Origin of the sequence: Roseomonas marmotae (assembly GCF_017654485.1) — a bacterium.
In the GTDB taxonomy this organism is placed as follows: domain Bacteria; phylum Pseudomonadota; class Alphaproteobacteria; order Acetobacterales; family Acetobacteraceae; genus Pseudoroseomonas; species Pseudoroseomonas marmotae.
On record NZ_CP061091.1, the window covers coordinates 3075142 to 3098222 of the forward strand.

26 protein-coding genes are annotated in these 23081 nt (G+C 69.4%); 18 read left to right on the plus strand and 8 right to left on the minus strand.

Annotated features, from left to right (window positions below):
• Positions 1-9: 9 nt before the first annotated feature.
• The 9 genes from lgt (at position 10) to IAI58_RS14475 (ending at position 7408) form a co-directional block, all read left to right on the plus strand.
• Positions 10-819, plus strand: a complete 810-nt coding sequence (lgt, locus tag IAI58_RS14435) for a prolipoprotein diacylglyceryl transferase (RefSeq protein WP_207445638.1) — start codon at positions 10-12, stop codon at positions 817-819.
• Positions 816-1826 (plus strand): class I SAM-dependent methyltransferase, encoded by a 1011-nt coding sequence (locus IAI58_RS14440; protein ID WP_207445639.1) that lies wholly within the window; start codon positions 816-818, stop codon positions 1824-1826. Before lgt ends, IAI58_RS14440 begins: the two co-directional genes overlap by 4 nt.
• Positions 1823-2593 (plus strand): peptidoglycan editing factor PgeF, encoded by a 771-nt coding sequence (gene pgeF, locus IAI58_RS14445; RefSeq protein ID WP_207445640.1) that lies wholly within the window; start codon positions 1823-1825, stop codon positions 2591-2593. Before IAI58_RS14440 ends, pgeF begins: the two co-directional genes overlap by 4 nt.
• Before the next feature lie 71 nt (positions 2594-2664).
• Entirely contained in the window at positions 2665-3678 is a 1014-nt protein-coding gene (locus IAI58_RS14450; protein ID WP_207445641.1) for a hypothetical protein, read from the plus strand.
• Positions 3679-3716: 38 nt separating this feature from the next.
• A complete protein-coding gene (locus IAI58_RS14455; RefSeq protein ID WP_207445642.1) occupies positions 3717-4547 on the plus strand; it encodes a shikimate 5-dehydrogenase in 831 nt (276 codons plus the stop codon).
• A gap of 159 nt (positions 4548-4706) precedes the next feature.
• A complete protein-coding gene (locus IAI58_RS14460; RefSeq protein ID WP_207445643.1) occupies positions 4707-5639 on the plus strand; it encodes a ribose-phosphate pyrophosphokinase in 933 nt (310 codons plus the stop codon).
• The gene (locus tag IAI58_RS14465) at positions 5639-6121 is read left to right on the plus strand and encodes a GNAT family N-acetyltransferase (protein WP_207445644.1); all 483 of its coding nucleotides are present in this window, start codon (positions 5639-5641) and stop codon (positions 6119-6121) included. Before IAI58_RS14460 ends, IAI58_RS14465 begins: the two co-directional genes overlap by 1 nt.
• Before the next feature lie 70 nt (positions 6122-6191).
• Positions 6192-6815: a glutathione S-transferase family protein gene (locus IAI58_RS14470; protein ID WP_207445645.1), complete on the plus strand. Its 624-nt coding sequence runs from the start codon at positions 6192-6194 to the stop codon at positions 6813-6815.
• The gene (locus IAI58_RS14475) at positions 6812-7408 is read left to right on the plus strand and encodes a histidine phosphatase family protein (RefSeq protein ID WP_207445646.1); all 597 of its coding nucleotides are present in this window, start codon (positions 6812-6814) and stop codon (positions 7406-7408) included. The genes IAI58_RS14470 and IAI58_RS14475 overlap by 4 nt, the downstream gene beginning before the upstream one ends.
• On the opposite strand, the gene IAI58_RS14480 is transcribed toward IAI58_RS14475, so the two are convergent.
• Both IAI58_RS14480 and IAI58_RS14485 read right to left on the minus strand, forming a co-directional pair.
• Positions 7405-9114 (minus strand): ABC transporter permease, encoded by a 1710-nt coding sequence (locus IAI58_RS14480; protein WP_207445647.1) that lies wholly within the window; start codon positions 9112-9114, stop codon positions 7405-7407. The genes IAI58_RS14475 and IAI58_RS14480 overlap by 4 nt on opposite strands.
• Positions 9115-9133: 19 nt before the next feature.
• Positions 9134-10153 (minus strand): extracellular solute-binding protein, encoded by a 1020-nt coding sequence (locus tag IAI58_RS14485; RefSeq protein ID WP_207445648.1) that lies wholly within the window; start codon positions 10151-10153, stop codon positions 9134-9136.
• 255 nt (positions 10154-10408) lie between these two features.
• Here IAI58_RS14485 and IAI58_RS14490 point away from each other — a divergent pair, with 255 nt between their 5' ends.
• The 5 genes from IAI58_RS14490 to IAI58_RS14510 all read left to right on the plus strand — a co-directional run bounded on the left by IAI58_RS14490 (position 10409) and on the right by IAI58_RS14510 (position 15164).
• A complete protein-coding gene (locus tag IAI58_RS14490; protein WP_207445649.1) occupies positions 10409-11056 on the plus strand; it encodes a 50S ribosomal protein L25/general stress protein Ctc in 648 nt (215 codons plus the stop codon).
• Between the two features lie 18 nt (positions 11057-11074).
• Positions 11075-11647 carry an aminoacyl-tRNA hydrolase gene (gene pth, locus IAI58_RS14495; protein ID WP_207445822.1) on the plus strand — a complete coding sequence of 191 codons (573 nt, stop codon included), beginning with the start codon at positions 11075-11077 and terminating at the stop codon, positions 11645-11647.
• Between the two features lie 3 nt (positions 11648-11650).
• Positions 11651-12058, plus strand: coding sequence for a hypothetical protein (locus IAI58_RS14500; RefSeq protein ID WP_207445650.1), 408 nt, complete (start codon positions 11651-11653; stop codon positions 12056-12058).
• A 52-nt stretch (positions 12059-12110) separates the two neighbouring features.
• Positions 12111-13205 carry a redox-regulated ATPase YchF gene (ychF, locus tag IAI58_RS14505; protein ID WP_207445651.1) on the plus strand — a complete coding sequence of 365 codons (1095 nt, stop codon included), beginning with the start codon at positions 12111-12113 and terminating at the stop codon, positions 13203-13205.
• A gap of 123 nt (positions 13206-13328) precedes the next feature.
• Positions 13329-15164 carry a hybrid sensor histidine kinase/response regulator gene (locus tag IAI58_RS14510; RefSeq protein WP_207445652.1) on the plus strand — a complete coding sequence of 612 codons (1836 nt, stop codon included), beginning with the start codon at positions 13329-13331 and terminating at the stop codon, positions 15162-15164.
• 7 nt (positions 15165-15171) lie between these two features.
• On the opposite strand, the gene IAI58_RS14515 is transcribed toward IAI58_RS14510, so the two are convergent.
• Positions 15172-15372: a DUF4169 family protein gene (locus IAI58_RS14515; protein ID WP_207445653.1), complete on the minus strand. Its 201-nt coding sequence runs from the start codon at positions 15370-15372 to the stop codon at positions 15172-15174.
• A gap of 81 nt (positions 15373-15453) precedes the next feature.
• On the opposite strand from IAI58_RS14515, the gene IAI58_RS14520 reads away from it, so the two are divergent.
• Both IAI58_RS14520 and IAI58_RS14525 read left to right on the plus strand, forming a co-directional pair.
• Positions 15454-16116, plus strand: coding sequence for a dienelactone hydrolase family protein (locus tag IAI58_RS14520; RefSeq protein WP_207445654.1), 663 nt, complete (start codon positions 15454-15456; stop codon positions 16114-16116).
• A 6-nt stretch (positions 16117-16122) separates the two neighbouring features.
• A complete protein-coding gene (locus IAI58_RS14525) occupies positions 16123-16284 on the plus strand; it encodes a hypothetical protein (RefSeq protein ID WP_207445655.1) in 162 nt (53 codons plus the stop codon).
• A 10-nt stretch (positions 16285-16294) separates the two neighbouring features.
• Here IAI58_RS14525 and guaD read toward each other — a convergent pair whose 3' ends face one another.
• The 5 genes from guaD to petA form a co-directional block, all read right to left on the minus strand.
• A complete protein-coding gene (gene guaD, locus IAI58_RS14530; RefSeq protein WP_207445656.1) occupies positions 16295-17608 on the minus strand; it encodes a guanine deaminase in 1314 nt (437 codons plus the stop codon).
• A gap of 5 nt (positions 17609-17613) precedes the next feature.
• Positions 17614-18504 carry an S-methyl-5'-thioadenosine phosphorylase gene (locus IAI58_RS14535; protein WP_207445657.1) on the minus strand — a complete coding sequence of 297 codons (891 nt, stop codon included), beginning with the start codon at positions 18502-18504 and terminating at the stop codon, positions 17614-17616.
• A 97-nt stretch (positions 18505-18601) separates the two neighbouring features.
• Positions 18602-19375, minus strand: a complete 774-nt coding sequence (locus IAI58_RS14540; RefSeq protein WP_207445658.1) for a cytochrome c1 — start codon at positions 19373-19375, stop codon at positions 18602-18604.
• A 1-nt stretch (position 19376) separates the two neighbouring features.
• Positions 19377-20648, minus strand: a complete 1272-nt coding sequence (locus IAI58_RS14545) for a cytochrome b (protein ID WP_207445659.1) — start codon at positions 20646-20648, stop codon at positions 19377-19379.
• A 13-nt stretch (positions 20649-20661) separates the two neighbouring features.
• Complete coding sequence (gene petA, locus IAI58_RS14550; RefSeq protein ID WP_207445660.1) at positions 20662-21237, minus strand: ubiquinol-cytochrome c reductase iron-sulfur subunit; 576 nt, start codon at positions 21235-21237, stop codon at positions 20662-20664.
• Positions 21238-21497: 260 nt separating this feature from the next.
• Here petA and hemF point away from each other — a divergent pair, with 260 nt between their 5' ends.
• A complete protein-coding gene (gene hemF / locus IAI58_RS14555) occupies positions 21498-22364 on the plus strand; it encodes an oxygen-dependent coproporphyrinogen oxidase (protein ID WP_207445661.1) in 867 nt (288 codons plus the stop codon).
• Between the two features lie 46 nt (positions 22365-22410).
• Complete coding sequence (locus IAI58_RS14560) at positions 22411-23079, plus strand: tyrosine-protein phosphatase (RefSeq protein WP_207445662.1); 669 nt, start codon at positions 22411-22413, stop codon at positions 23077-23079.
• The last annotated feature ends 2 nt before the right edge of the window (positions 23080-23081 follow it).

A 23081-nucleotide genomic window follows, 5' to 3' on the forward strand; every position in this document is an offset into this window, starting at 1 on the left:
CGGCCCACCATGCTCTTCGCCATCCCCTTCCCCGCCATCGATCCCGTTCTCGTGCAGATCGGGCCGCTGGCCATCCGCTGGTATGCCCTGGCCTATATCGCCGGCATCATCGTCGGCTGGCAGTGGATGAAGCGCCTGGTGCGGCTGGGCCCCGCCGTGGCGACGCGTGAGCAGGTGGATGACTTCGTCACCTGGGCGGTGCTGGGCGTCATTCTCGGCGGCCGGCTTGGCTATGTGCTCTTCTACGGCTTCGAGCGGTATCTGAGCGCGCCCTGGGAAGCCTTTTATGTCTGGCAGGGCGGCATGTCCTTCCATGGCGGCGCGGCGGGCGTGATCCTGGCGCTGCTGCTCTATTGCCGCGCGCAGAAGATCAGCATCCTGGGCTTCGGGGACCGCCTCTGCGCCATCGTACCGGTCGGCCTCCTCTTCGGCCGCCTCGCCAATTTCATCAATGGCGAGCTGTGGGGCCGGGTCTCGGACGTGCCCTGGGCCATGGTCTTCCCGACGGGCGGACCGCTGCCACGCCACCCCAGCCAGCTCTACCAGGCGGCGATGGAGGGGCTGATCCTGCTGCTGATCGTGCAGGTGCTCGTGCATATCCCGGCCATCCGGGCGCGGCTGGGCTTCGTCTCCGGCGCCTTCCTGGCCGGCTATGGCGTCGCCCGCATGGTGGGCGAGCTGTTCCGCCAGCCGGATGCGCAGATCGGCTTCCTGGTGGGCGGCCTCACCATGGGCCAGCTGCTTTCCCTGCCCATGGTGCTGGTCGGCCTCTGGCTGATGCTCCGCGCCCAGCCCGTGACGGCCAAGGTGCCGGCTTGAGCGAGGCCGAACGCCTCGACCACTTCATGGCCCGGGCCGCCGCCTCATACTACGCGGGGCGCGAGCCCTTCGGCGCGCGGGGCGACTTCACCACCGCGCCCGAGATGTCGCAGGCCTTCGGCGAATGCCTCGGCCTCTGGGCCGCCGTCGTCTGGCAGCAGATGGGCGCGCCTTCCCCCGTGCATCTGGTGGAATTCGGCCCGGGGCGCGGCACGCTGATGGCCGATGCGCTGCGCGGCATCGCCACCGCCCTGCCCCCCTTCCGCGCGGCCCTGCGGGTGCATCTGGTGGAGACCAGCCCGTCCCTGCGCGCGCTCCAGGCGCAGGCACTGGGCGAAGGCGTGGCCGAATGGCACGACAACGCCGATAGCCTGCCCCCAGGACCCGCCATCTTCCTCGGCAACGAGTTCCTGGATGCGCTGCCGATCCGACAGTTCATCCGCCGGGGCGGCGGCTGGATGGAGCGTTTCGTCCTGGACGGCGCCTTCGTCGAACAGCCCGCCGAAAACCCGCCACCCCTGCCCACCGAAGCGCTGGAAGGCACCGTGCAGGAATGGGGCGAGGCCGCCCAGGGCTTCGTCACCGCCTTGTCCCGGCGGCTGGCCGCGCAGGGCGGCGCCGCGCTCTTCCTGGATTATGGCCCCGCTGAGAGCGGGCCCGGCGACAGCCTCCAGGCCCTGGCGGGGCACCGCGCCGCCGATCCGCTGGCCGAGCCAGGCAGCGTGGATATCACCGCCCATGTCGATTTCGCCGCCCTGGCGCGTGCGGCGCGTGCGGCGGGCGCGGCGGCCCATGGGCCGGTGCCCCAGGGCATTTTCCTGCAATCCCTGGGCCTGGTGACGCGCGCCGCCATGCTGGCGCGCGCCGCGCCGCAGAGCGCGGGAATGCAGCTTTCCGCCGCCCAGCGGCTGATCGCGCCCGAGGGCATGGGGCGGCTGTTCAAGGCGCTGGCCCTGACGCACCCTGCCCTTCCTTCCCCGCCCGGCTTCGAGGTGCCGACCGCATGAGTGCCGAATTCCTGACCGACGCGGCGCTGGATGGCCTGCCGCACGGCTTCTTCACCCGCAATGGCGGCGTCTCCGGCGGTGCCTTCGCTTCGCTGAACTGCTCCCTCTCCGGCCGTGACGACGCCGGTGCCGTGGCCCGCAACCGCGCCCTGGCCATGGAGGCCATCGGCCAGGCGCCCGCCGGGCTCTGCGGCCTCTTCCAGGTGCATGGGGCGGCGGTGGCGCGCGTGACGGCGCCCATCCAGCCCGATACCCGCCCGCGGGCCGATGCCATGGTGACCGACCGCCCGGGCCTGACGTTGGGCATCGTCACCGCCGATTGCGGCCCGATCCTCTTCGCCGACCGGAAGGCGGGCGTGGTGGGGGCGGCCCATGCCGGCTGGCGCGGCGCCGTGGACGGCGTGCTGGAAGCCACGCTGGAGGCGATGGAGGAACTGGGCGCGCACCGCCGCGACATCGTGGCCGTGGTCGGCCCCTGCATCCGCCAGCCTTCCTACGAGGTCGGCCCCGACATGCGCGACGCCGCCATGGCGCAGAGCGCCGATGCCGCGCATTTCTTCGCCCCCGGGCGGCGCGAGGAGCGCTGGCAGTTCGATCTGGCCGGCTATTGCGCCGCGCGGCTGCGGGCCGCGGGCGCGGGCAGCGTCTCCGTCGTGCCGGCCGATACGCTGGTGGAGGAGGATCGCTTCTTCAGCTACCGCCGCAACACGCTGGCGGGCGGCGGCCCCATCGGCCACCAGCTTTCCGCCATCGCACTGCCGGGCTGAAGGTGCGGCAACCATGCCTTACCTGATGATGTTCTGCTTCTTCATCCTCATCACCATGATGGTATCCTGTATTGCCCTGGTCTGATCGTTTCGCGTGGCGGCACCTGTCGCTGGCGCTGCTGCTGGTGGCTGCCGCCTGCGGCGACCTGCCGCAGCCCTATCGCGGCAACCCCGGCGGCGATGCCGCGCGGCTAGCGCTGCCCCCGGCCTATCGCATCGCCGTGCCGCCGCCGACCGAGGTGATGCTGCCGGACGAGGCGACCAAGGATCTGGCGGAAGCCATGGCCATGGCGCTGCGCGAGGCCGAGGTGCCGGCCAGCGTCACCACCCCGCAGCCGCTGGATCTGAAGCTGAGCATCGTGGTGCAGCGGGCGGACAACAACCGCAATGCGGTGGTGCCGCGCTACACCCTCTACAATGCCGACGGGGAATCCCTGGCCAGCAATACCGGCGCGCCGGTGCCGCTGCGGGCCTGGAGCACCGCCGCCCCCGCCGTCTTCAAGCAGCTGGGCGAGCGGGATGCCCCCGGCATCGCCTCGCTGCTGGCGGGGATCGAGGCGGCGCGCAAGGAAACCCATTCGGAGGCCCTGGCGGGCAAGGGCGTGCCCCGGCTGCGGCTGGTGCCCGTGACCGGCGCACCGGGCGACGGCAACACGGCCCTGACCGCCCGCATGCAGGAGTTCCTGGCCAAGCGTGGCCTGGTCTCGCAGAACAATGCCGATGGCGCCGACTTCGCCGTCGAGGGTCACGTGAACATGGTGGACGTGCCCGGCAACCTGCAGCGCGTGGAAGTCCTCTGGACCGTGACGCGACGGGACGGGTACGAGCTGGGCCGGGTGCTGCAGATGAACGAGGTGCCGAAGGGCAGCCTCAACCGCTTCTGGGCCGATGTGGCCTATGTGGTGGCTGAGGAAGCCTCGGCCGGCATCCGCGACGTGCTCTCCAATGCCGGGGCACCGCCGGGACCGCAGCTGGCGGCCGAGCCGCCGCCGCGCGGCAGCGGCCGGCCCCCGGCCACCCCGGCCTCCGCAGCGCCCGCGCCGACGCCCATGCCGGCGGCCCCGGCGCGGCCGGCGCGGCGCTGAGGCGCCACCTCCGAGACTCCATGGCTGAGGAATCCGTGATGCCCGATACCCCCTCGTCCCGCTGCCTGATCGGCCGCGACACCCAGCTCTGCATGTCGCTGGCGGGGCGGCCGGGGAATTTCGGCTCGCGCTTCCACAACCATCTCTATGAGTCGCTGGAACTGGACTTCGTCTACAAGGCCTTCACCACGCAGGACCTGCGGGCGGCCATTGGCGGCATCCGGGCGCTTGGCATCCGGGGCTGCGGCATTTCCATGCCCTTCAAGGAAGCCTGCATCCCGCTGCTCGACAGCCTCGCGCCTTCAGCCGAGGCCATCGCCTCGGTCAACACCATCGTCAATGATGGTGGGCACCTGCGCGGCCACAACACCGACTACGCGGCCATCGCGCCGCTGCTGGCCCGCCACGGCGTGCCGCCGGAGACGCCCTTCGCCGCGCGCGGCAGCGGGGGCATGGCCAAGGCCGTGGTCTCGGCGCTGCGGGATGCCGGCTTCCGCCAGGGCACCGTCATCGCCCGCAACGAGGCCGCCGGACGGCGGCTGGCGGAATCCTGCGGCTATCGCTGGCAGGCGGAGGTGACAGGCGCGCCGCTGCTGTTGAACATCACCCCCATCGGCATGGCGGGCGGGCCGGAGGCCGGGGAGCTGGCCTTCCCGGAGGAGGTGATCGCCGGGGCCCGCTTCGTCTTCGACGTGGTGGCCCTGCCGGCCGAGACGCCGCTGATCCGCCACGCCCGTGCGCTCGGCAAGACCGTGATCACCGGGGCGGAGGTCGCGGTGTTGCAGGCGCTGGAGCAGTTCATCCTCTATACCGGCGTCACGCCGGGCACGGAGCAGGTGGAGGCGGCGGCGCGCTTCGCCCGTGGCTGAGGGCGCCGGGCCCCGCTCCGGATAGCGTGATTTGCATATCGTATATGCGGGGCGCCGTTGCACGATGGACATCAGAACGTCACGTTGCTACCACGCGCCCCGTCCCTCGCCGGGTCGGCTTCCCGCCGGCCGGACCTGCTGGCCGGAGAAGCTTCCCGGATGAAGATCATCGCCTGCAATAGCAATCGCCCTCTTGCCGAGGCGGTCGCTGCCGCATTGAACCTGCCTCTAACCCAGGCTTCTGTCCGCCGCTTCGCCGACATGGAGATCTTCGTGGAGATCCACGAGAATGTCCGCGGCGAGGATGTGTTCGTCATCCAGTCGACGAGCTATCCGGCGAATGACAACCTGATGGAACTGCTGATCATGCTGGATGCGCTGCGCCGGGGTTCCGCGCGCCGCATCACGGCCGTGATCCCCTATTTCGGCTATGCGCGGCAGGACCGTAAGTCCGGCCCCCGCACGCCCATCAGCGCCAAGCTGGTGGCCAACCTCATCACCGAGGCCGGCGCCGACCGCGTGCTGACGCTGGACCTGCATGCCGGGCAGATCCAGGGCTTCTTCGACATCCCCGTCGACAACCTCTTCGCGGCCCCTCTCTTCGCCCGGGACATCCTCGAGCGTTACAAGGGCCGCGACCTGATGGTCGTCTCCCCGGACGTAGGCGGCGTGGTGCGCGCCCGTGCCATCGCGGCGCGCCTGCATACCGACCTCGCCATCATCGACAAGCGCCGCCCCCGCGCCGGCGTCTCCGAGGTGATGAACGTCATCGGTGACGTGGAAGGCCGCGACTGCATCCTGGTGGACGACATCGTCGATTCCGGCGGCACGCTCTGCAACGCGGCCGAGGCGCTGCTCAAAAACGGCGCCCGCTCCGCTTCCGTCTATGTCACGCATGGCGTCTTCTCCGGCGGCGCCGTGGCCCGCATCGGCGCCGCGCCGATCGAGCAGATGGTGGTCACGGACAGCATCCAGGCCACCGAGGCCGTGCGCGTCTCCTCCAACATCCGCCAGCTGACCATCGCGCCGCTGCTGGCCGAGGCGATGCGCCGCATCTCCGAGGAAAGCTCGGTCTCCACCCTGTTCAACTGATGCAGGGCCTCACGATCCGCGAGGCGGCGCCCTCGGACCGTGAGGCGCTGATCGACCTCTTCGGCCTCCTCAACGGCTTCGAGGGGGCCATCGCCGGCGACCGCGCCCTGGGGCGCGGTGCCGCCGAGGCCTCGCTGGACCATTCCGACCGCCGCGTCACCGAATCGGACGGCCACCGGCTGGTGGCGCTGCATGACGGCGCCGTGCTCGGCCTCCTCTTCCTCGCCTTCCCCCGCCAGCCGCCCTATGTGCGGGAAGCCCTGCGCCCGCATGGCTTCGTCACGGAACTGGTGGTGCGACCGGAAGCGCGCGGCACCGGCATCGGCCGCACCCTGCTGGCGGAGGCGGAGCGCCTGACCCGCGCCCGCGGCCTGAACCGGCTGATGCTCGGCGTGCTGGCGGGCAATGAGCGGGCTGAGCGCACCTACCGCCAGGCCGGCTTCGCGCCCTATGCGCTGGAGATGCTGAAGCGGCTGGACTGACCCCCTTGCGGCCCGGCCCGGCCCCGCCGATGCTCGGCGGCAGTCACCGGTCACTCCTGAGGGGATTCCCATGAAGCTCTACTACTCGCCCGGCGCCTGTTCGGTCGGCATCCATGTCATTCTGGAGGAGACCGGCAAGCCCTACGAGCTGGAGCTGGTCTCGCTGAAGGACCAGGCGCAGAACACGCCGGAATTCCGCGCCGTGAATCCCAAGGGCAAGGTGCCGGTGCTGGTGCGCGACACTGGCGCGCCGCTGACCGAGTTCACCGCCATCGCCTTCTATCTCGGCGCCAGGTTCCCCGAGGCCAAGCTGCTGCCGGCGGAGCTGGAGGCGCAGGCGGATACCCTGTCCTTCGTCGACTATATCGCCGGCACCGTGCATCCGCAGGCCTTCACCCGCCAGTTCCGCGCCAGCCGCTTCACCCCCAACCCCGCCGATGAGCCCAAGGTGGTCGAGCAGGGCAAGGCCCTGGCCGCCGAGTATCTCGGCCTGATCGACCAGAACTGGAAGGGCGAGACCTGGGTGATGCCGCAGGGCTACAGCATTGCCGATGCCTCGCTGTTCTTCGTGGAATACTGGGCCGTGAAGCGCGTGGGCATGCCAGTGCCGGCGCGGATCGAGGCGCATCTGAAGGCGATGCTGGAGCGCCCGGCGGTGCAGCGCGCCCTGACGGCCTCCGGCATGGCGGCATGAACCTGGAGGCACCGCGCCCGGTTCCCTTCTGGTTCCTGCGCCACGGCGAGACGGACTGGAACGCGCGCGGCCTCAGCCAGGGCAATGTGGACATCCCGCTGAACACGGTGGGATGGGCACAGGCGGAACGCGCCGCCGATGCCCTGCTGGAGGCCGCGACAGGTCCGCGTTCCATCGCCACCATCGTCGCCTCCCCGCTCTCCCGCGCCCGCGACACGGCCGATGTCGTCGCGGCCCGGCTGGGGCTGCCGGTGGAGATCGACGAGGGCCTGCGTGAAGTCTCCTTCGGCGTGCAGGAAGGCCAGGAGATGGGCGGCTGGTTCGATGAATGGGTCGAAGGCAGCCTGACCCCCGAGGGCGGCGAGAGCTTCGCGCAGTTGCGCGTCCGCACCGTCGCCGCCCTGAACCGTGCCCTGGCCCGGCCCGGGCCGGTGCTGGTGGTGGCGCATGGCGCGCTGTGGCGCGCCTTCCGCTCCGTGGCCGGGCTGCCGGCCAATGTCCGCACGCCCAACGCCCTGCCGCTCTGGGTCACGCCTCCCGCGCCCGGTGAGACCGCCTGGCAGTTCGAGCCCGCGGAACTTCCGCCGCTCTAGATCAGTTCCCGGTCGGGTGCCATCACCCGGCCGGGTGACGATGCCCGTCGGAACAAGGGGCTTTCCTGGATCCGGGACTTGCCCGCCGGTGGCAGCAATCTGCGCAGGCCGCCGGCGCCCAGCAGCACGATGGGCGCCAGCCCCACCACCACCAGGGCCAGGGCCGCCACGGCGCCTTCCTCATAGGTGCCGCGCGAGGCCTCGGCATAGAGCGCGGTGGCCAGGGTCTCGGTGTTCAGCGGCCGCAGCAGAAGCGTGGCCGGCAGCTCCTTCATGGCATCCAGGAATGTCAGCAGCGCGGCGGCGGACAGCGCCGGCAGCAGCAGCGGCAGATGCACGCGCCAGAGCAACCGGCCGGACGCGGCGCCCATGGATTCGGCGGACCAGTCCACCTCCCGCCGGATGCGGGCATAGGCGGCATCCAGCCCGCCGGCCGGAATGGCCAGGAAACGGATGACATAAGCCGCCACCACCGCGGCCACGCTGCCCGAGAGCGCCATCGGCGCCCAGGGGCCCAGCAGGCCCAGAACCTCGTCCATCCAACCGAAAGCGATGATCAGCCCCACCGCCGCCACGCCACCCGGCAGGGCATAGCCCAGCATGCCCAGCTTCAGCAGCATCGCCCCCGGCCCGAGGCGGCGGCGGGAGGGGCTGTCCCGCCGTGCGCCGAAGGCCAGCGGCAGCGCGGCGGCCAGGGCCAGCAGGGTGGCCATGGCGGCCAGCATCGCGCTGTTGCCGATCCAGCGCGGCAGTTCCGGCGGCAGGCCGAATTCCGCCACGCGCGTCCAGGCCGCCCAGAGCAGGTAGCCGGCCGGCACCACGAAGCCCAGCAGCACCGGCAGCGCGCAGGCCAGCGTGGCGGCGAGGCCCGGCAGCAACGGCAGCGCCTGGCGTTCCGGCGGCTCGGGGCGGGTGGTCGCGTGCCCCTCCCGCGCCCGGCCCCAACGCTCCAGCGCCACCACCCCGGCCACCAGGGCCAGCAGCACCAATGCGATCTGCGCCGCGCCTTCGAGGGAGGAGCGGGTGATCCAGGTGACATAGACCGAGACGGTCAGGGTGCGTACGCCCAGGAATTCGGCGGCGCCGACATCGTTCAGCGCCTCCATCAGCGCCAGCGCGGCACCGGCGGCCACCGCGGGCCGCGCCATGGGCAGGCCGATACGGCGGAAGAGCAGCATCCCGCCCGCGCCCGAGGCGCGCCCTGCCCGCAGCACCTCGCTGCCCTGGGTGCGGAAGGCGGCACGGGCCGCCAGATAGACATAGGGATAGAGCACCATCCCCATCACCAGGATGCAGCCGCCGAGGGAGCGGATCTCCGGCAACGGGATGGCGCGGGGGTCGGTCAGGCCCAGCAGGTGCCGCAGCCGGATCTGCACGGGGCCGGCGGGGTGCAGCACATCCAGCCAAGCATAGGCGGCGACATAACCTGGCAGCGCCAGCGGCAGCACCAGCGCGGCCGAGAGCAGCCGGCGCCCGGGAAAGCGGTAGCAGGCCGTCAGCCAGGCGGTGCCCGTGCCGACCAGCACCACCAGCGCCCCCACCCCCGCCAACAGCAGCAGTGTCTCGGCCAGCGCCTGCGGCAGCACGAAGCGCATGAGGTGCGGCCAGAGGTCGCCAGAGCCCGCCCAGGCCGCCGCCGCCAGGGCCAGGACAGGCAGGGCCACCGGGGCCGCCGCCAGGGCGGCCGCCAGCCGGATAGCCTTCATGGAAGTTCAGCCGGGCGCGTCAGCGGTCGAAGCCGACCTCGTCGAGGATCTGGCTGGCGCGGGCGCGCCGGGCGGCGATCTCCGGCAGCGAGATGGCACCGACCTTCAGCGTGCCGAAGCCGGCGACGATCGGGTGCAGCGGGGCATCGGCGCGCACGGGATATTCGAAGTTCGCCTCGGCATAGAGTGCCTGGGCCTCGGGCGAGGCGAGGAACTCCAGCAGCTTCACCGCTTCCTCGCGGTTCGGCGCGTGGCGGGCCACGACAGCGCCGGAGACATTCACCATGGCACCGTCATTCGGCAGCACGACGCGGATGGCCTGCCCCCAGCTGCGCTGCTCCTCCCCACCTTTGCCGGAAAGCATGAGGCCCTGGTAGTAGGTATTCGCCAGGCCGACATCGCAGATGCCCGCGCGGATGTCGCGCGCCACCTCGCGGTCGCCGCCACCGGGGCGGCGGGCCAGGTTGCCCTTCAGCTTCGTCAGGTAGTCGCGCAGCCAGGCCTCGTCATGCTCGACCAGCAAGGCCGAGAAGAGCGCGGTATTGTAGGGATGCTGGCCGGAGCGGATGCAGACCTTCCCCTTGAAGCGCGGATCGGCCAGATCCTCATAGGCCAGCTTCGCGCCCTCGGCCTCCGGCACGCGCTCACGCGAGACATAGATGGCACGGGCGCGGGTGGAGAGCGCGAACCAGCGCCCATCCTCGCCGCGCAGGCCGGCGGGGATGGCGGCTTCCAACACCTCTGACTTCACGGGCTGGGAGAGGTTGCGGTCCACCAGGTCCATCAGGTTGCCGATATCGACGACCATGGCGACATCGGCCGGGGAGCGCGTGCCCTCCGCGGCCAAGCGCTCGGCAAGCCCGCCCTGCACAAAAACCGTGTTGACGGTCGTGCCGGTCTTCTGGGTGAAGCGATCCAGCAGCGGCCGGATCAGCCCGGGCTCCCGTGTGGTATAGAGATTGACTTCCGCCGCCTGCGCGAGTTGCGCGCCCAGTAGCAGGGACAAGGCCCCGATCGTGGCACCGAGCCGATGCAGCATGGAGACCTCCCGCCAGGGTTTGCGCGGACGAAGATGAACCTCCAGCAATATTCCCATAATTGCGAATGCGTGTCAATTACGCCAGGGCCGGACAAGCGCGGGATTGAACAGGCCCACCATTCTTGCTAAGGCCCGCCCGCGCGCTGGCACCCCTGGAGGCCGGCGCGATCGTCTTTGGGCATCCCGCCCCTGGGCGTTAGGCATGGCGCCCCGGCTGGCCCGGTGTGGCGCCTCTGATGAGCGGAGCACGGAATTATGGTCCAAACCATCCGGATCGAGGCCGAGCCGCGCGAGTTGGCCGGTAAGGGGGCGGCGCGCGCGACACGGAAGCAGGGCCTGGTCCCTGCGGTCATCTACGGCGCGAAGGAAGAGGCGGTGCTGATCGCCCTCGACCCGCGGGACGTGATGAAGGAAATGCACAAGGGCGGCTGGGCGTCGCACCTCTATGAGGTGGCGGTGAAGAACGGCCCGACGGTCCGCACCCTGATGCGCGACGTGCAGTTCCACCCGCTGAAGGACACGCCGATGCACGTGGACTTCCAGCGCCTGGCCCCGGGTCAGCTGATCCGCGTGAAGGTGCCGGTGGTGTTCACGGGCGAAGAGACCAACCCCGGCATCAAGGAAGGCGGCGTGGTCAATGCCGTGCACCGTGAGCTGGAAGTGCTCTGCGATCCCGACCAGGTGCCCGAGAACTTCGTGGTCGAGCTGGGCGAGCACGGCATCGGTCACTCCTTCCACTGGGATGACGTGAAGGACAAGGCCGGCGCCAAGGCGGTGCAGGCCGGCAACTTCGTCCTGGCCTCCATCGCCCCGCCGAAGGTGGTCGAGGAAGAGGTGATCGTCGCCCCCGTGGCCGCGCCTGCCGCGCCCGCCAAGGGCAAGGCCGCCAAGGGCAAGAAGTAAGAAGCAGGGTTTATGGCGGTGCTGCTCTGGGTCGGTCTCGGCAATCCGGAGCCGGGCCAGGCGCGGCACCGGCATAATATCGGCTTCATGGCGCTCGACGCCATCGCGCGCCGCCACGGCTTCTCGCCGTGGCGGAGCCGTTTCAAAGGCCTGGTGGCCGAGGGGATGGTGGGCGGCGTCAAGGTCCTGGCCCTGAAGCCGCAGACTTATATGAATCTCTCCGGCGAGTCCGTGCAGCCCGCGGCAGCGTTCCACAAGATCGCGCCCGAGCAGATCACCGCCTTCCATGATGAGCTGGACCTCGCCCCCGGCAAGATCCGCATCAAGCGTGGCGGGGGTGCCGCCGGGCATAACGGGCTGCGGGACATGGACCGCAAGCTCGGCACGCCGGAATACTGGCGGGTGCGCCTGGGGATCGGGCATCCCGGGATGAAGGAGAAGGTCACCGGTCATGTGCTGGGGAATTTCGCCAAGGTCGATACCTGGCTGGAACCCCTGCTGGACGCGGTGGCCGATGCTGCGCCATTGCTGGCCAAGGGAGAGCGGGAAGCCTTCATGACCCGCGTTGCCCTGCTGACACAGGAGAGCTGAGAGATGGCGATCGAGGATGCCGCGGCCGATCTGGCCGCCGAATTCGGCGGCCCTGGCCCCGAGGATATCGCCAATGGCGTGGCCGCGCTGGCCGCCGCCCTGCTGGCGCAGGCCCAGACGCTCGCCACCACCGCCGCCGCGCTGCGCGAGAGCGACACGGATCATGAGGGCGCCATAGAGGCCGCCGCCGCCCGTGCCTCCCTCGCGCTGGCCATGGCCCAGACCCTGTCCGAGGCCGCGCCGCCGGCTCGTCCCGGGCTGATCCGCGCTGCCGCCGATGCGCTGGACGTCTCGGTCAACGGCGCCATCACGCAGATCCGCGCCGCCGCGCTGGCGCTGCCCACCGACGATGCCTCTGCCCGCATCGCCGCCGCGCAAATCGCGCAGGAGATCGCGCACGGCCTCAGCTGAGGCCGTCGCCCCCCCTTCCCTTTCAGACTTCTCGCCTGAGGTATCCGGTATCATGGGTTTCAACTGCGGCATCGTCGGCCTGCCGAATGTGGGCAAGTCCACCCTGTTCAACGCGCTGACGCAGACCGCGGCCGCCCAGGCGGCGAACTACCCCTTCTGCACCATCGAGCCGAATGTCGGCCGCGTCGCGGTGCCGGATGCGCGGCTCCAGACGATCGCCCGGATCGGCAAGAGCCAGAAGATCGTGCCCACCAGCCTGGAATTCGTCGATATCGCCGGGCTGGTGCGGGGCGCGAGCAAGGGCGAGGGCCTGGGCAACCAGTTCCTGGCCAACATCCGCGAGACGGACGCCATCGTGCACGTCCTGCGCTGCTTCGAGGACAGCGACGTCACGCATGTCGAGGGCAGCGTGGACCCGCTGCGCGATGCCGACATCATCGAGACCGAGCTGATGCTGGCCGATATGGACAGCATCGAGAAGCGTCTGTTCGGATTGCAGAAGCGCGCCCGTGGTGGCGACCGTGAATCCGCCTCCCAGGTGGCGCTGATGGAGCCCATCCTGGCCGCGCTGCAGGATGGCAAGCCCGCCCGCACCGCGATCCCGGCGGGGCAGGAGGAGGCGGTGCGCCGCCTGCAACTGCTGACCAGCAAGCCCGTGCTCTATGTCTGCAACGTCGAGGAAGGCAGCGCCGCCGAGGGCAATGCCTTCTCCGCCAAGGTCTTTGAGCGCGCGAAGGCGGAGGGCGCCAGGGCCGTCGTGGTCTCCGCCGCCATCGAGGCCGAGATCAGCCAGATGGATGAGGCCGACCGGGGTGAGTTCCTGGAAGGCCTGGGCCTGAAGGATTCCGGCCTGGATCGCGTCATCGCCGCTGGCTACAGCCTGCTGGGCCTGATCACCTATTTCACCGTGGGGCCGAAGGAAGCCCGTGCCTGGACCATCGTGAAGGGCACGAAGGCGCCCCAGGCCGCCGGCGTGATCCATGGTGATTTCGAACGCGGCTTCATCGCGGCCGAGACCACGGCTTACGACGACTATGTTGCCCTGGGCGGGGAACAGGCGGCGAAGGAAGCGGGCAAGACCCGCATCGAAGGCAAGGAGTATGTCGTCAAGGACGGCGATATCATGCTGTTCCGTTTCAACGTCTGAGACGGACTTCACCGCAAGGCCGATATCACTTCACAAATTCGAGAGTTTGCAGTAGGAATAGTCCGTCCCTGAAGGTAATATTTCCGGGTTCGTAACTCTTTTGTGCACCGCGGGACGGCGTCCTTGCAACTCCATATCCCTACACTGCTCATCGCCATCACCCTGATGACCAGTGTCCTGGGGTTGATGTGGCTCGTCCTCGCCTGGAAGGGCTCGCGCGTTCATGGCGTCGGCTATTGGGGCACGGCCACCCTGCTCTTCTCGGGCGGCAGCGTGCTTGGCGCGTTGCGGGGCGCGATCCCCGACTTTCTCTCGATCGACATCGCCAATGCCCTGATCCTGCTCGCCTGCGGCTTCTGCTTCTGCGCGGCCAGGCGTTTCGATGACCGCTCGCCGCTCCTCGGCGTCGGCGTGCTGGGCGCGGTGGCCTGGATCTCGGTACGGAGCATTCCCGGGCTGACGGACCTGCTGGAAGTGCGCATCATCTTCGCCAACAGCATGGCCGGCGCATACATCATCGCGGCCGGCTGCACATTCGCGCTGCGCTGGCGGGACATGCAGACCTTCCGCAGCATCGTCAGCGTCTGCTTCATCCTGCATGGCCTGATCGTCCTCTCCCGCGTCGTCTTCGTGCTGCTGCAGCCGGAATGGAGCGTGACGACCGCTCTGCCCGACGGCTGGTATGCCATCCCCCTGCTGGAGGCGATGGTGCACACGGTGGTCACCAGCTTCTCCCTGCTCGCCATGATCCGGGAGCGCGAGTTGCGCCACGCGGTCGCCGAGATCGCCGCCTCACGCGACGCGGCCGACCGCGCCAATGCCGCCAAATCGCTTTTCCTGGCGCGGATGAGCCATGAACTGCGCACGCCGCTGAACGGGGTGCTGGGATTGGCGCAGGTGCTCTCCGCCGACCGCAGCCTTCCGGCCGAGGCACGCAGCCACGGCACCATGATAGAGCGCGCCGGCCGCCATCTGCTGGGCCTGGTGAATGACGTGCTGGACCTCTCCCAAGTTGAGTCTGGGCACGTCAGTTTCGATATCCAGCCGGTGCCGCTGGGCCGGCTGATGGACAGTGCCGTGGTGCTGGTGCGCCCCGCCGCCGGCGCCAAGCAGATCCACCTCCAGGCCATTATGGCCCCGGGCTGCCCACAGGTCGTCATGGGTGACCAGTTGCGGCTGCGGCAGGTGCTGCTGAACCTGCTGGGCAACGCCGTCAAATACACGCCCGAAAAGGGCGCGGTGCGGTTGGAGCTTCGGCCGCTGGAGGGCCAGGGCATCCGTATCGAGGTGACGGATACGGGCCCTGGAATCCCACCGGAGCAGCGGGATTTGCTGTTCCGCGACTTCAGCCAGTTGCCCTCCGGAACCGTGCCGGCGCAGGAGGGCCATGGGCTTGGCCTGGCCATTTCCGCGAGGCTGGTCGAGGCCATGGAAGGCCGGATCGGCATGGCGCCGGGGCCCGGCGGCCGGGGCAGTTGCTTCTGGGCCGACCTGCCGCTGCCGGCCGCCATCACCCTTGCATCATCCGGCCCGGCCAGGCGCACCAACCGCATCCTGGTGGTGGATGATGTGGCGCTGAACCGGCTGGTGGTGCAGGCGCTGCTGGAATCCGCCGAATACGAGGTGGTGATGGCCGAGAGCGGGCGGGAGGCGATCGCCGCCCTGGCCGAGAGCCAGTTCGACCTCGTGCTGATGGATGTGCAGATGCCAGAGATGAGCGGGCTGGAAGCCACCCGCCATATCCGCGCCGCCGAGGCCGCGCAGCCCGGCGCCCATCGCACGCCCATCGTCGCCCTGACCGGTGAGGAAATGGCCGATGAAATTCAGGCCTGCTTCGCGGCCGGCATGGATGGCCACCTGACCAAACCGGCCGACCGGGCCGGACTGCTGGCCCTGGTCCACCGCGTGACGCAGCAGGCCAATGACACTGGAAAGCCGCCCCTCAGCGGGGCGGCCTGAGCTTCCCCTAGGTTTTATCCTTCCCCGGCGCGCCGGAAGGCAGCTCGGCACCGTCCAGCAGGGCGCGCAAGCGCGCTTCCTCCTGTGCCTCACGCTGCTTGGTCGCCTTGTCGCGGCCGAATTTCATCCGGTTGGCTTCGGCCTGCTGCCCGGCCTGCTGCCGGGCCACGCGTTTGCGATGGCGGTTGAGGTTGACGATCTCGGCCATGCGGCCAGGATAGCGTCGCTGATGCCCGCGCCGCCAGGACCTCTTGCCCCGCGGCATGGAGCAGAACAGGAGCAGCTGCGCATGCAGATCGAACTGACCGCCAGCGATGGCCACCGTTTCTCGGCTTGGCAGGCCGGACCGGCCGGTGCCTCCAAGGCGCTGGTGGTGGTGCAGGAGATCTTCGGCGTCAACCGCCACATGCGCCATGTCTGCGAAGGCTTCGCCAACCAGGGTTTCGCCGTGATCTGCCCCGCGCTTTTCGACCGCGCCGAGCCCGGTATCGAGCTGGGCTACGCGCAGGAGGACATGCAGCGCGGCATGGCGCTGCGGTCCAGGGTGACCGAGAAGCAGGCGATGCTGGATATCGAGGCCGCCGCCGCCGCCCTGCCCGCCGGCGCAGCGAAGGGCATCATCGGTTATTGCTGGGGCGGCACCATCGCCTGGTGGGGCGCCACGCGCAGCCGCAGCTTCCAGGCAGCCATCGGCTATTACGGCGGCGGCATCGCCGCGACGAAGGCTGAGACCCCCCATTGCCCGGTGCAGCTGCATTTCGGCGGCAAGGACAAGGGCATTCCGCTGAGCGATGTGGAGGCCATCCGCGCCGCGCAGCCTGGGATCGAGATCCATGTCTATCCCGGCGCCCAGCACGGCTTCTCCTGCGAGGAGCGCCCCTCCTACAGCCCCACGGACGCCATGCTGGCGGAACAGCGCAGCCTGGACTTCCTGGCCAGGCATCTCGGCTGAAGGCCCATGTTCCTGTTCCTCATCACGGCGCTGGTGCTCCTCGGGCTTCTGGTGGCCATCCCCGTCTGGATGGGGACGGAATTCGACCAGATGCCCTTCGCCACCATCGGCGTGCTGGTGATCGGCGTGCTGCTCTCCGCCATCTGGGGCCGCACGCCGAAGGAGTGAGCCCGCGCGCTCAGCCCGCGCCCGGCTTATCCCGGTCGTGCCGCAACTCGCCGGCAACCCAGGTGGCGCGTACCACGCGGTCGTCGCCCAGCGTCATCAGCACGAAGAGCCGCTCGGCCCAGTCCCGGGCAAAACGCATGCGGTATTCCAGCAGCGGCGTCGCCTTCAGATCGAGCACCACCAGATCGGCCTCGTGCCCCGGGGCGATGTGGCCGATGGTATCCGTGAGGTCCAACGCCTCCGCCCCGCCTGCCGTGGCCAGCCAGAAGCCATGGGCCGCCGTCAGCCCCCTGCCCCGCCCCATCGCCACCTTATAGGCATCCCCCAGCGTGCGAAGCTGCGAGAAGCTGGTGCCGGCGCCGAGATCGGTGCCCAGCCCCAGGCAGACCGGCCTGTCCCGCCGCCTGGCCTGGAAAGCCGGGAACAAGCCGCTGCCGAGGAAGAGGTTGGAGCTGGGACAATGCGCCAGGGAGGAGCCGGTGCGGTGGCAGCAGGCGAATTCTTCCTCCGACAGGTGCACGGCATGGCCGAAGACCGCCCGCCGCCCAGTCAGCCCGGCCTGGTGATAGACATCCAGATAGCCGTCCCGCTCTGGGAAAAGCTCCCGCACCCAGGCGATCTCGGCCTCGTTCTCGCTGAGATGGGTCTGCAGGTAGGTGCCCGGATACTCCCGCCAGAGCTGTCCGGCGGCTTCCAGCTGCGCTGGCGTCGAGGTGGGCGCGAAGCGCGGCGTGATGGCGTAGAGCTGCCGCCCGACGCCGTGCCAGCGCTCGATCAGCGCGCGGGATTCCTCATAGCCGCGCTCCGCCGTATCCAGCAGCGCCGGCGGCGCGTTGCGGTCCATCAGGACCTTGCCGGCGATCATGCGCGTGTTGAGGCGGTGGGATTCGGTGAAGAAGGCCTCCACGCTCTGCGGATGCACGGTGCAGTAGACAGCGGCCGTGGTGGTGCCGTTCCGCAGCAGTTCCGCCAGGAAAACCCGCGCCGCCTCGGCGGCATGGGCCGGGTCCGCATAGGCCTGCTCGGCCGGGAAGGTATGGAGGTCGAGCCAGTCCAGCAGCTGCGCGCCATAGGCGCCGATCATCTGCGTCTGCGGGTAGTGGACGTGGCAGTCGATGAAGCCGGGGCAGAGGATGGCGTCGGGATAATGCACCACCTCCAGCCCCCGGGCCCGCGCGGCGCTCCAGGGCCGCACCTCGGCGATGCGCCCGTCATCCAGCACCACCAGGGCATCCTCGGTGATCCGGAGGGTGGAGGCGGGGTCGTCGGAGAGGAAAGGATCGCCCGTGAAACCGAGCACCGCCCCCCGCAGACCCCGCCGCATCCGGCTCAGGCCGCCCGGTTCAGCACCCGGCCGGCCACCGCGTCGAGCTTGGCCAGCAGGGCGGGGTCGCGCTTCTCGGGTGCCGTGACCAGCGCGTATTCCAGCGCGCGGTCGCAGCCGGCGGGGCAAGGCCCGCGGCGCTGGCCCAGCATCGGCACCACCGTCTTCACGAGCGCCTTGGCGCGGTCGGCATTGGCCAGCATCACCTTCACCACCGCATCGACGGTGACGGCATCGTGGTCCGGATGCCAGCAGTCGAAATCCGTCACCATCGCCACGGTGGCGTAACAGATCTCGGCCTCACGGGCGAGCTTGGCCTCCGGCATGTTGGTCATGCCGATCACGTCGCAGCCCCAGGCGCGATACAACTCGCTCTCCGCCTTGGTGGAGAATTGCGGACCTTCCATCGTCAGGTAGGTGCCGCCGCGCTTGTAGCGGAGGCCGATGTCGCGCGCCGCCTGCTCCACCGTATCGCCGATGCGGGGGCAGACCGGGTGCGCCACGGAGACATGCGCCACGCAGCCGGATTCGAAAAAGGTCTTCTGGCGCGCGAAGGTGCGGTCGATGAACTGGTCGACGATGACGAAGGTGCCCGGCGGCAGGTCGCCGTTCAGCGAGCCGACGGCGGAGAGGGAGAGGATATCCGTCACCCCCGAACGCTTCAGCGCGTCGATATTGGCGCGGTAGTTGAGGTCGGAGGGCGTCAGCGGATGGCCGCGGCCGTGCCGGGGCAGGAAGACGCAGCGCACGCCGTGCAGCCGCCCGAAGAGCAGCGCGTCGGAGGGCTTACCCCAGGGGGTCTGGACCTCCCGCCACTCACGGTCCTCCAGCCCGTCGATATCATAGAGGCCGGAGCCGCCGAGCAGGCCGATGACAGGCTCGATGGTGTCGCTCATGCAGGTTTCTCCCCAATCATCAGGGTGGCGGAAATGAAAAGGGCCGCCCCGGAAGGGCGGCCCTGGCCGTGTCGTAGTGCGGGCGGCCGCCCCGGCGTCAGTGAACGTCTGCCCAGATCTTGCGCTTCACCGCATAGGTCAGGCAGCCCAGGATCGTCAGGAACAGGATGACGCGCACGCCCATGGTGCGGCGGGTCTCCAGTTCCGGCTCCGCCGCCCAGGTGAGGAAGGCGGAAACGTCATGGGCCATACGCTCGACACTGGCCTCGGTGCCGTCCGCGAAGGTCAACTGCCCCTCGTTGAGCGGCGGTGCCATGGCGATCTGATGGCCGGGGAAATACTGGTTGTAGTGCATCCCCTCCATCACCGTCGTGCCGGCGGGCGGCTCGGTATAGCCGGTCAGCAGGGCGTGGATATAGTCCGCGCCGCCGACCCGCGCCTTGGTGATGACCGAGAGGTCCGGCGGCATGGCGCCGTTATTGGCCGCACGCGCCGCGGCCCCGTTCGGGAACGGGCTGCGGAAGCGGTCGGAGGCACGGCCCGGGCGCTCGAACATCTCGCCGTCATCATTCGGGCCGTCCGGGACCTGGACGGAGGCGGCGACAGCCGCCACCTCTTCCGGGCTCAGCCCGATGTCCTGCAGGTTGCGGTAGGACAGCAGGTGCATCGAATGGCAGGCGGCACAGACTTCCTTATAGACCTGGAAGCCGCGCTGCAGCTCGGCCCGGTCATAGGTGCCGAAGGGGCCGTCGAAGGAGAACTTCACGTCCGGCACTTCGACCACGCCCTCGGCCGCCTGGGCAGCGCCCGCAGCGAGGCCGAGGGTGACGGCGGCCGCCAGGGCCGCCGACTTCACGAAACGCAGCGCCATGTCACGCCTTCTCCATCGGCTGGGCAGTGGCGGCGCTGGGCAGCGGTCCGCCCCCACGCAGCACAGGACGGCTGATGCTGTCGGGCAGCGGCAGCGGCCGCTCTAGCTTACTCAGCAGGGGCAGCAGCACCAGGAAATACGCGAAGTAATAGGCGGTCGCGATGCGGGAGATCAGCACGTAGATCCCTTCGGCCGGCTTGCCGCCCGCCCACATCAGCACGAAGAAGTTCACCGTCCAGAGCAGGAACAGCCACTTGGCGATCGGGCGGAAGCGCATAGAGCGCACCTTGGAGCCGTCCAGCCAGGGCAGCACGAACAGCACCAGGATGGAGCCGAACATCGCCAGGACGCCGGCCAGCTTGTTCGGCACCGCGCGCAGGATGGCGTAGAACGGCAGGAAATACCATTCCGGCACGATATGCGCGGGCGTCGAGAGCGGGTTGGCCGGGATGTAGTTGTCCGGATGGCCCAGATAGTTGGGCATGTAGAAGACCAGCACCGCGAAGACGATGAAGTAGACGACGATGCCGACGCTGTCCTTCATCGTGTAGTACGGGTGGAAGGGAAGCGTATCCTGCGGGCCCTTCGGCTCGATGCCCAGCGGGTTGTTGGAACCCGTGATGTGCAGCGCCGCGATGTGCAGGAAGACCACGCCCGCGATCACGAAGGGCAGCAGGTAGTGCAGGCTGAAGAAGCGGTTCAGCGTCGGGTTGTCGACGGAGAAGCCGCCCCAGAGCAGCGTCACGATGCTGTCGCCGACCAGAGGGATGGCCGAGAAGAGGTTGGTGATGACGGTGGCGCCCCAGAAGGACATCTGGCCCCAGGGCAGCACGTAGCCCATGAAGGCCGTGGCCATCATCAGCAGGAAGATGATGACGCCCAGGATCCACAGCAGCTCACGCGGCGCCTTGTAGGAGCCGTAGTACATGCCGCGCCACACATGGACCAGCACGACGATGAAGAACATCGAGGCGCCGTTCATGTGCACGTAACGGATCAGCCAGCCGTAGTTCACGTCGCGCATGATGCGCTCGACGCTGTCGAAGGCCAGGCTGGTATGGGCGGTGTAGTTCATCGCCAGGAAGATGCCGGTGGCGATCATGATCAGCAGGTTGATCATGGCCAGGGCGCCGAAATTCCAGAAGTAATTGAAATTCCGGGGAGTCGGGAAGGTCCCGTACTCCTTCTGCATCATGGTGAACACCGGCATGCGCTGGTCGATCCAGCGCACAACCGGGTTGGTGAAGGAACTGTCGTGAAGGCCGGATGCCATCGGGGTGCGGTCCTCAGCCGATACGGATCTGGGTGTCGGACCGGAAGGCATATTCCGGGACGGCCAGGTTCAGGGGCGCGGGGCCGCGGCGGATGCGCCCGGCGGTGTCGTAGTGGCTGCCATGGCAGGGGCAGAACCACCCGCCGAAGTCGCCACGCGGGTCGGTGGACTTCTGCCCCAGCGGCACGCAGCCCAGATGGGTGCAGACGCCCAGCACGACCAGCCAGGGCTCACGCTGCACGCGGGACTGGTCGGTCGCGGGGTCAGGCAGCTGGTTCAGCGGAACCGCCTGGGCTTCCTGGATTTCCTGCGCGGTGCGGTGGCGCACGAAGACCGGCTTGCCGCGCCACATCACGGTCACGGCCTGCCCTTCGGCGATGTGGCTGATGTCCACATCGGTGCTGGCCAGCGCCAGTACGTCCTTGGCGGGGTTCATCGAATGGATGAACGGCCAGACGATGGCACCCACACCGATCGCCGCGAAGGAGCCCGCAACCAGTTTCAGGAAGTCCCGTTTCGTCCCCTCGGCGGGGGCGTGTTGGCCACCCTTGGCGGGGGGGCTGCTGCTCGGCGCAAGCGTATCGGCCATGCCTCATCGTCCCTGTTGGCGGCCGCCCCGGTCCTGCAGGCAGGCCGGCCGCTGATCCTTTCCGCCGTAGATGCGGAGACGCACGGCAGCGTGACGCACGCTGCCGGATTTGCGCAGCGCCATATAAAGCCAGCCCCCATGGGGTGGCAATCGCCGCCGGCACTGCCTTGTGACAGCTTGTGACGCTGTTGCGCCGGGGTGGCGTGCTGGGCTAGCGCCGCGCAGCCCTCCGCCTCCCCCAGTCCAGGGATACCCCCGCCATGCCGGAAACCCCTTTCACTCATCCCCTCGCCCCCGAGGCCAGCAGCTGGTTCGAGTCGCTGCGGGACCGGATCTGCGCCGAATTCGAGGCGATCGAGGCCGAGGCCGGCAGCCCGGCGCGCTTCGAGCGCAGCAGCTGGAGCCGTCCCGGCGGCGGCGGCGGGGTGATGAGCGTCATGCGCGGGCAGGTCTTCGAGAAGGTGGGGGTCAATGTCTCCACCGTGCATGGGGAATTCAGCCCGGAGTTCCGCAAGCAGATCCCGGGCGCGGAGGAGGACCCGCGCTTCATCGCCACCGGCGTGTCTCTGGTGGCGCATATGTGCTCCCCGCGCGTGCCAGCGGTGCACATGAACACGCGTTTCATCGCCACCACCCGCGCCTGGTTCGGCGGCGGCGGCGATATCACGCCCATGGTGCTCGATGCCCCCGAGTCGCTGGAGGATGCCGAAGCCTTCCACGCCGCCTTCAGGGCGGCCTGCGACAGGCATTCTCCCGACTATTATCCGCGCTTCAAGCAGTGGTGCGACGAGTATTTCTTCCTGCCCCACCGTAACGAACCGCGCGGCCTGGGCGGCATCTTCTATGACTGGCTGGGCCGGGACGAGCCGGACCAGGCGCGCCTGCCCGAGCATTTCGCCTTCACGCGCGATGTCGGCGAGGCCTTCCTGGACGCCTATCCGCGCATCGTCCGCCGCCGCATGGCTGAGCCCTTCACGCCGGAGGAGCGCGAGCACCAGTTGCGCCGCCGCGGCCGCTATGTGGAGTTCAACCTGCTCTATGACCGCGGGACGCTGTTCGGCCTGCGTACCGGGGGCCATACCGAGGCGATCCTGATGTCCATGCCGCCCGAGGTGAAGTGGCCCTGAGGGCGCGCCCCTTGTCCTGCGCGGCCGGGCTCGCCATACCCCGGCCGTGGCGCAAGATCTGACATCTGCGGCCGGGCGGCGCGCCGCCTGGCTCAACAGCCTGTTCGTGGACCATGCCGTGCTGCGCCTGCTCTGGCGCAACTGGGGCGTGGTGGAGGCGGGGCGCGTCTATCGCTCCAACCACCTCGGCCCGCGCCAGCTCAGGGCGGTGGCCCGCCAGTTCGGCATCCGCACCATCGTCAACCTGCGCGGCCACCGGGAGGATTGCGGCTCCGATGCGCTGGGGCGACAGGCGGCGGCGGAACTGGGCCTGACCCATGTCGACGCACCGCTGGAAAGCCGGGGGGCGCCGCACAAGGACCGCATCCTGCGCCTCGCCGGACTGTTCCGGGAGATGCCGGAGCCGGTGCTGCTGCACTGCAAATCCGGCGCCGACCGCACCGGCCTGGCGGCCGGGCTGTGGCTGATGCTGCAAGGGCGCCCGGTGGAGGAGGCGATGCGCCAGCTCTCCTGGCGCCATGGTCACGTTTCCGCCAGCAAGACCGGCATCCTGGATGCCTTCTTCCGCGAATATGCCCGCTTCACGCGCGAGCATGGGCCCAAGCCCTTCCTGGACTGGGTGGCGGAGGATTACGACGAGGACGCCCTGCGCGCCGCCTTCCGCAGCCGCGCCTGGGCCGACCGCCTGGTGGACGGGGTGCTGCGGCGGGAGTGAAC

Coding starts and splice junctions, on each gene's coding strand:
- lgt (WP_207445638.1), top strand. CDS start 10: ATGCTCTTCGCCATCCCCTTCCCCGCCATCGATCCCGTTCTCGTGCAG.
- pgeF (WP_207445640.1), top strand. CDS start 1,823: ATGAGTGCCGAATTCCTGACCGACGCGGCGCTGGATGGCCTGCCGCAC.
- IAI58_RS14455 (WP_207445642.1), top strand. CDS start 3,717: ATGCCCGATACCCCCTCGTCCCGCTGCCTGATCGGCCGCGACACCCAG.
- IAI58_RS14460 (WP_207445643.1), top strand. CDS start 4,707: ATGAAGATCATCGCCTGCAATAGCAATCGCCCTCTTGCCGAGGCGGTC.
- IAI58_RS14465 (WP_207445644.1), top strand. CDS start 5,639: ATGCAGGGCCTCACGATCCGCGAGGCGGCGCCCTCGGACCGTGAGGCG.
- IAI58_RS14470 (WP_207445645.1), top strand. CDS start 6,192: ATGAAGCTCTACTACTCGCCCGGCGCCTGTTCGGTCGGCATCCATGTC.
- IAI58_RS14475 (WP_207445646.1), top strand. CDS start 6,812: ATGAACCTGGAGGCACCGCGCCCGGTTCCCTTCTGGTTCCTGCGCCAC.
- IAI58_RS14480 (WP_207445647.1), bottom strand. CDS start 9,114: ATGAAGGCTATCCGGCTGGCGGCCGCCCTGGCGGCGGCCCCGGTGGCC.
- IAI58_RS14485 (WP_207445648.1), bottom strand. CDS start 10,153: ATGCTGCATCGGCTCGGTGCCACGATCGGGGCCTTGTCCCTGCTACTG.
- IAI58_RS14490 (WP_207445649.1), top strand. CDS start 10,409: ATGGTCCAAACCATCCGGATCGAGGCCGAGCCGCGCGAGTTGGCCGGT.
- IAI58_RS14500 (WP_207445650.1), top strand. CDS start 11,651: ATGGCGATCGAGGATGCCGCGGCCGATCTGGCCGCCGAATTCGGCGGC.
- ychF (WP_207445651.1), top strand. CDS start 12,111: ATGGGTTTCAACTGCGGCATCGTCGGCCTGCCGAATGTGGGCAAGTCC.
- IAI58_RS14515 (WP_207445653.1), bottom strand. CDS start 15,372: ATGGCCGAGATCGTCAACCTCAACCGCCATCGCAAACGCGTGGCCCGG.
- IAI58_RS14520 (WP_207445654.1), top strand. CDS start 15,454: ATGCAGATCGAACTGACCGCCAGCGATGGCCACCGTTTCTCGGCTTGG.
- IAI58_RS14525 (WP_207445655.1), top strand. CDS start 16,123: ATGTTCCTGTTCCTCATCACGGCGCTGGTGCTCCTCGGGCTTCTGGTG.
- guaD (WP_207445656.1), bottom strand. CDS start 17,608: ATGCGGCGGGGTCTGCGGGGGGCGGTGCTCGGTTTCACGGGCGATCCT.
- IAI58_RS14535 (WP_207445657.1), bottom strand. CDS start 18,504: ATGAGCGACACCATCGAGCCTGTCATCGGCCTGCTCGGCGGCTCCGGC.
- IAI58_RS14540 (WP_207445658.1), bottom strand. CDS start 19,375: ATGGCGCTGCGTTTCGTGAAGTCGGCGGCCCTGGCGGCCGCCGTCACC.
- IAI58_RS14545 (WP_207445659.1), bottom strand. CDS start 20,648: ATGGCATCCGGCCTTCACGACAGTTCCTTCACCAACCCGGTTGTGCGC.
- petA (WP_207445660.1), bottom strand. CDS start 21,237: ATGGCCGATACGCTTGCGCCGAGCAGCAGCCCCCCCGCCAAGGGTGGC.
- hemF (WP_207445661.1), top strand. CDS start 21,498: ATGCCGGAAACCCCTTTCACTCATCCCCTCGCCCCCGAGGCCAGCAGC.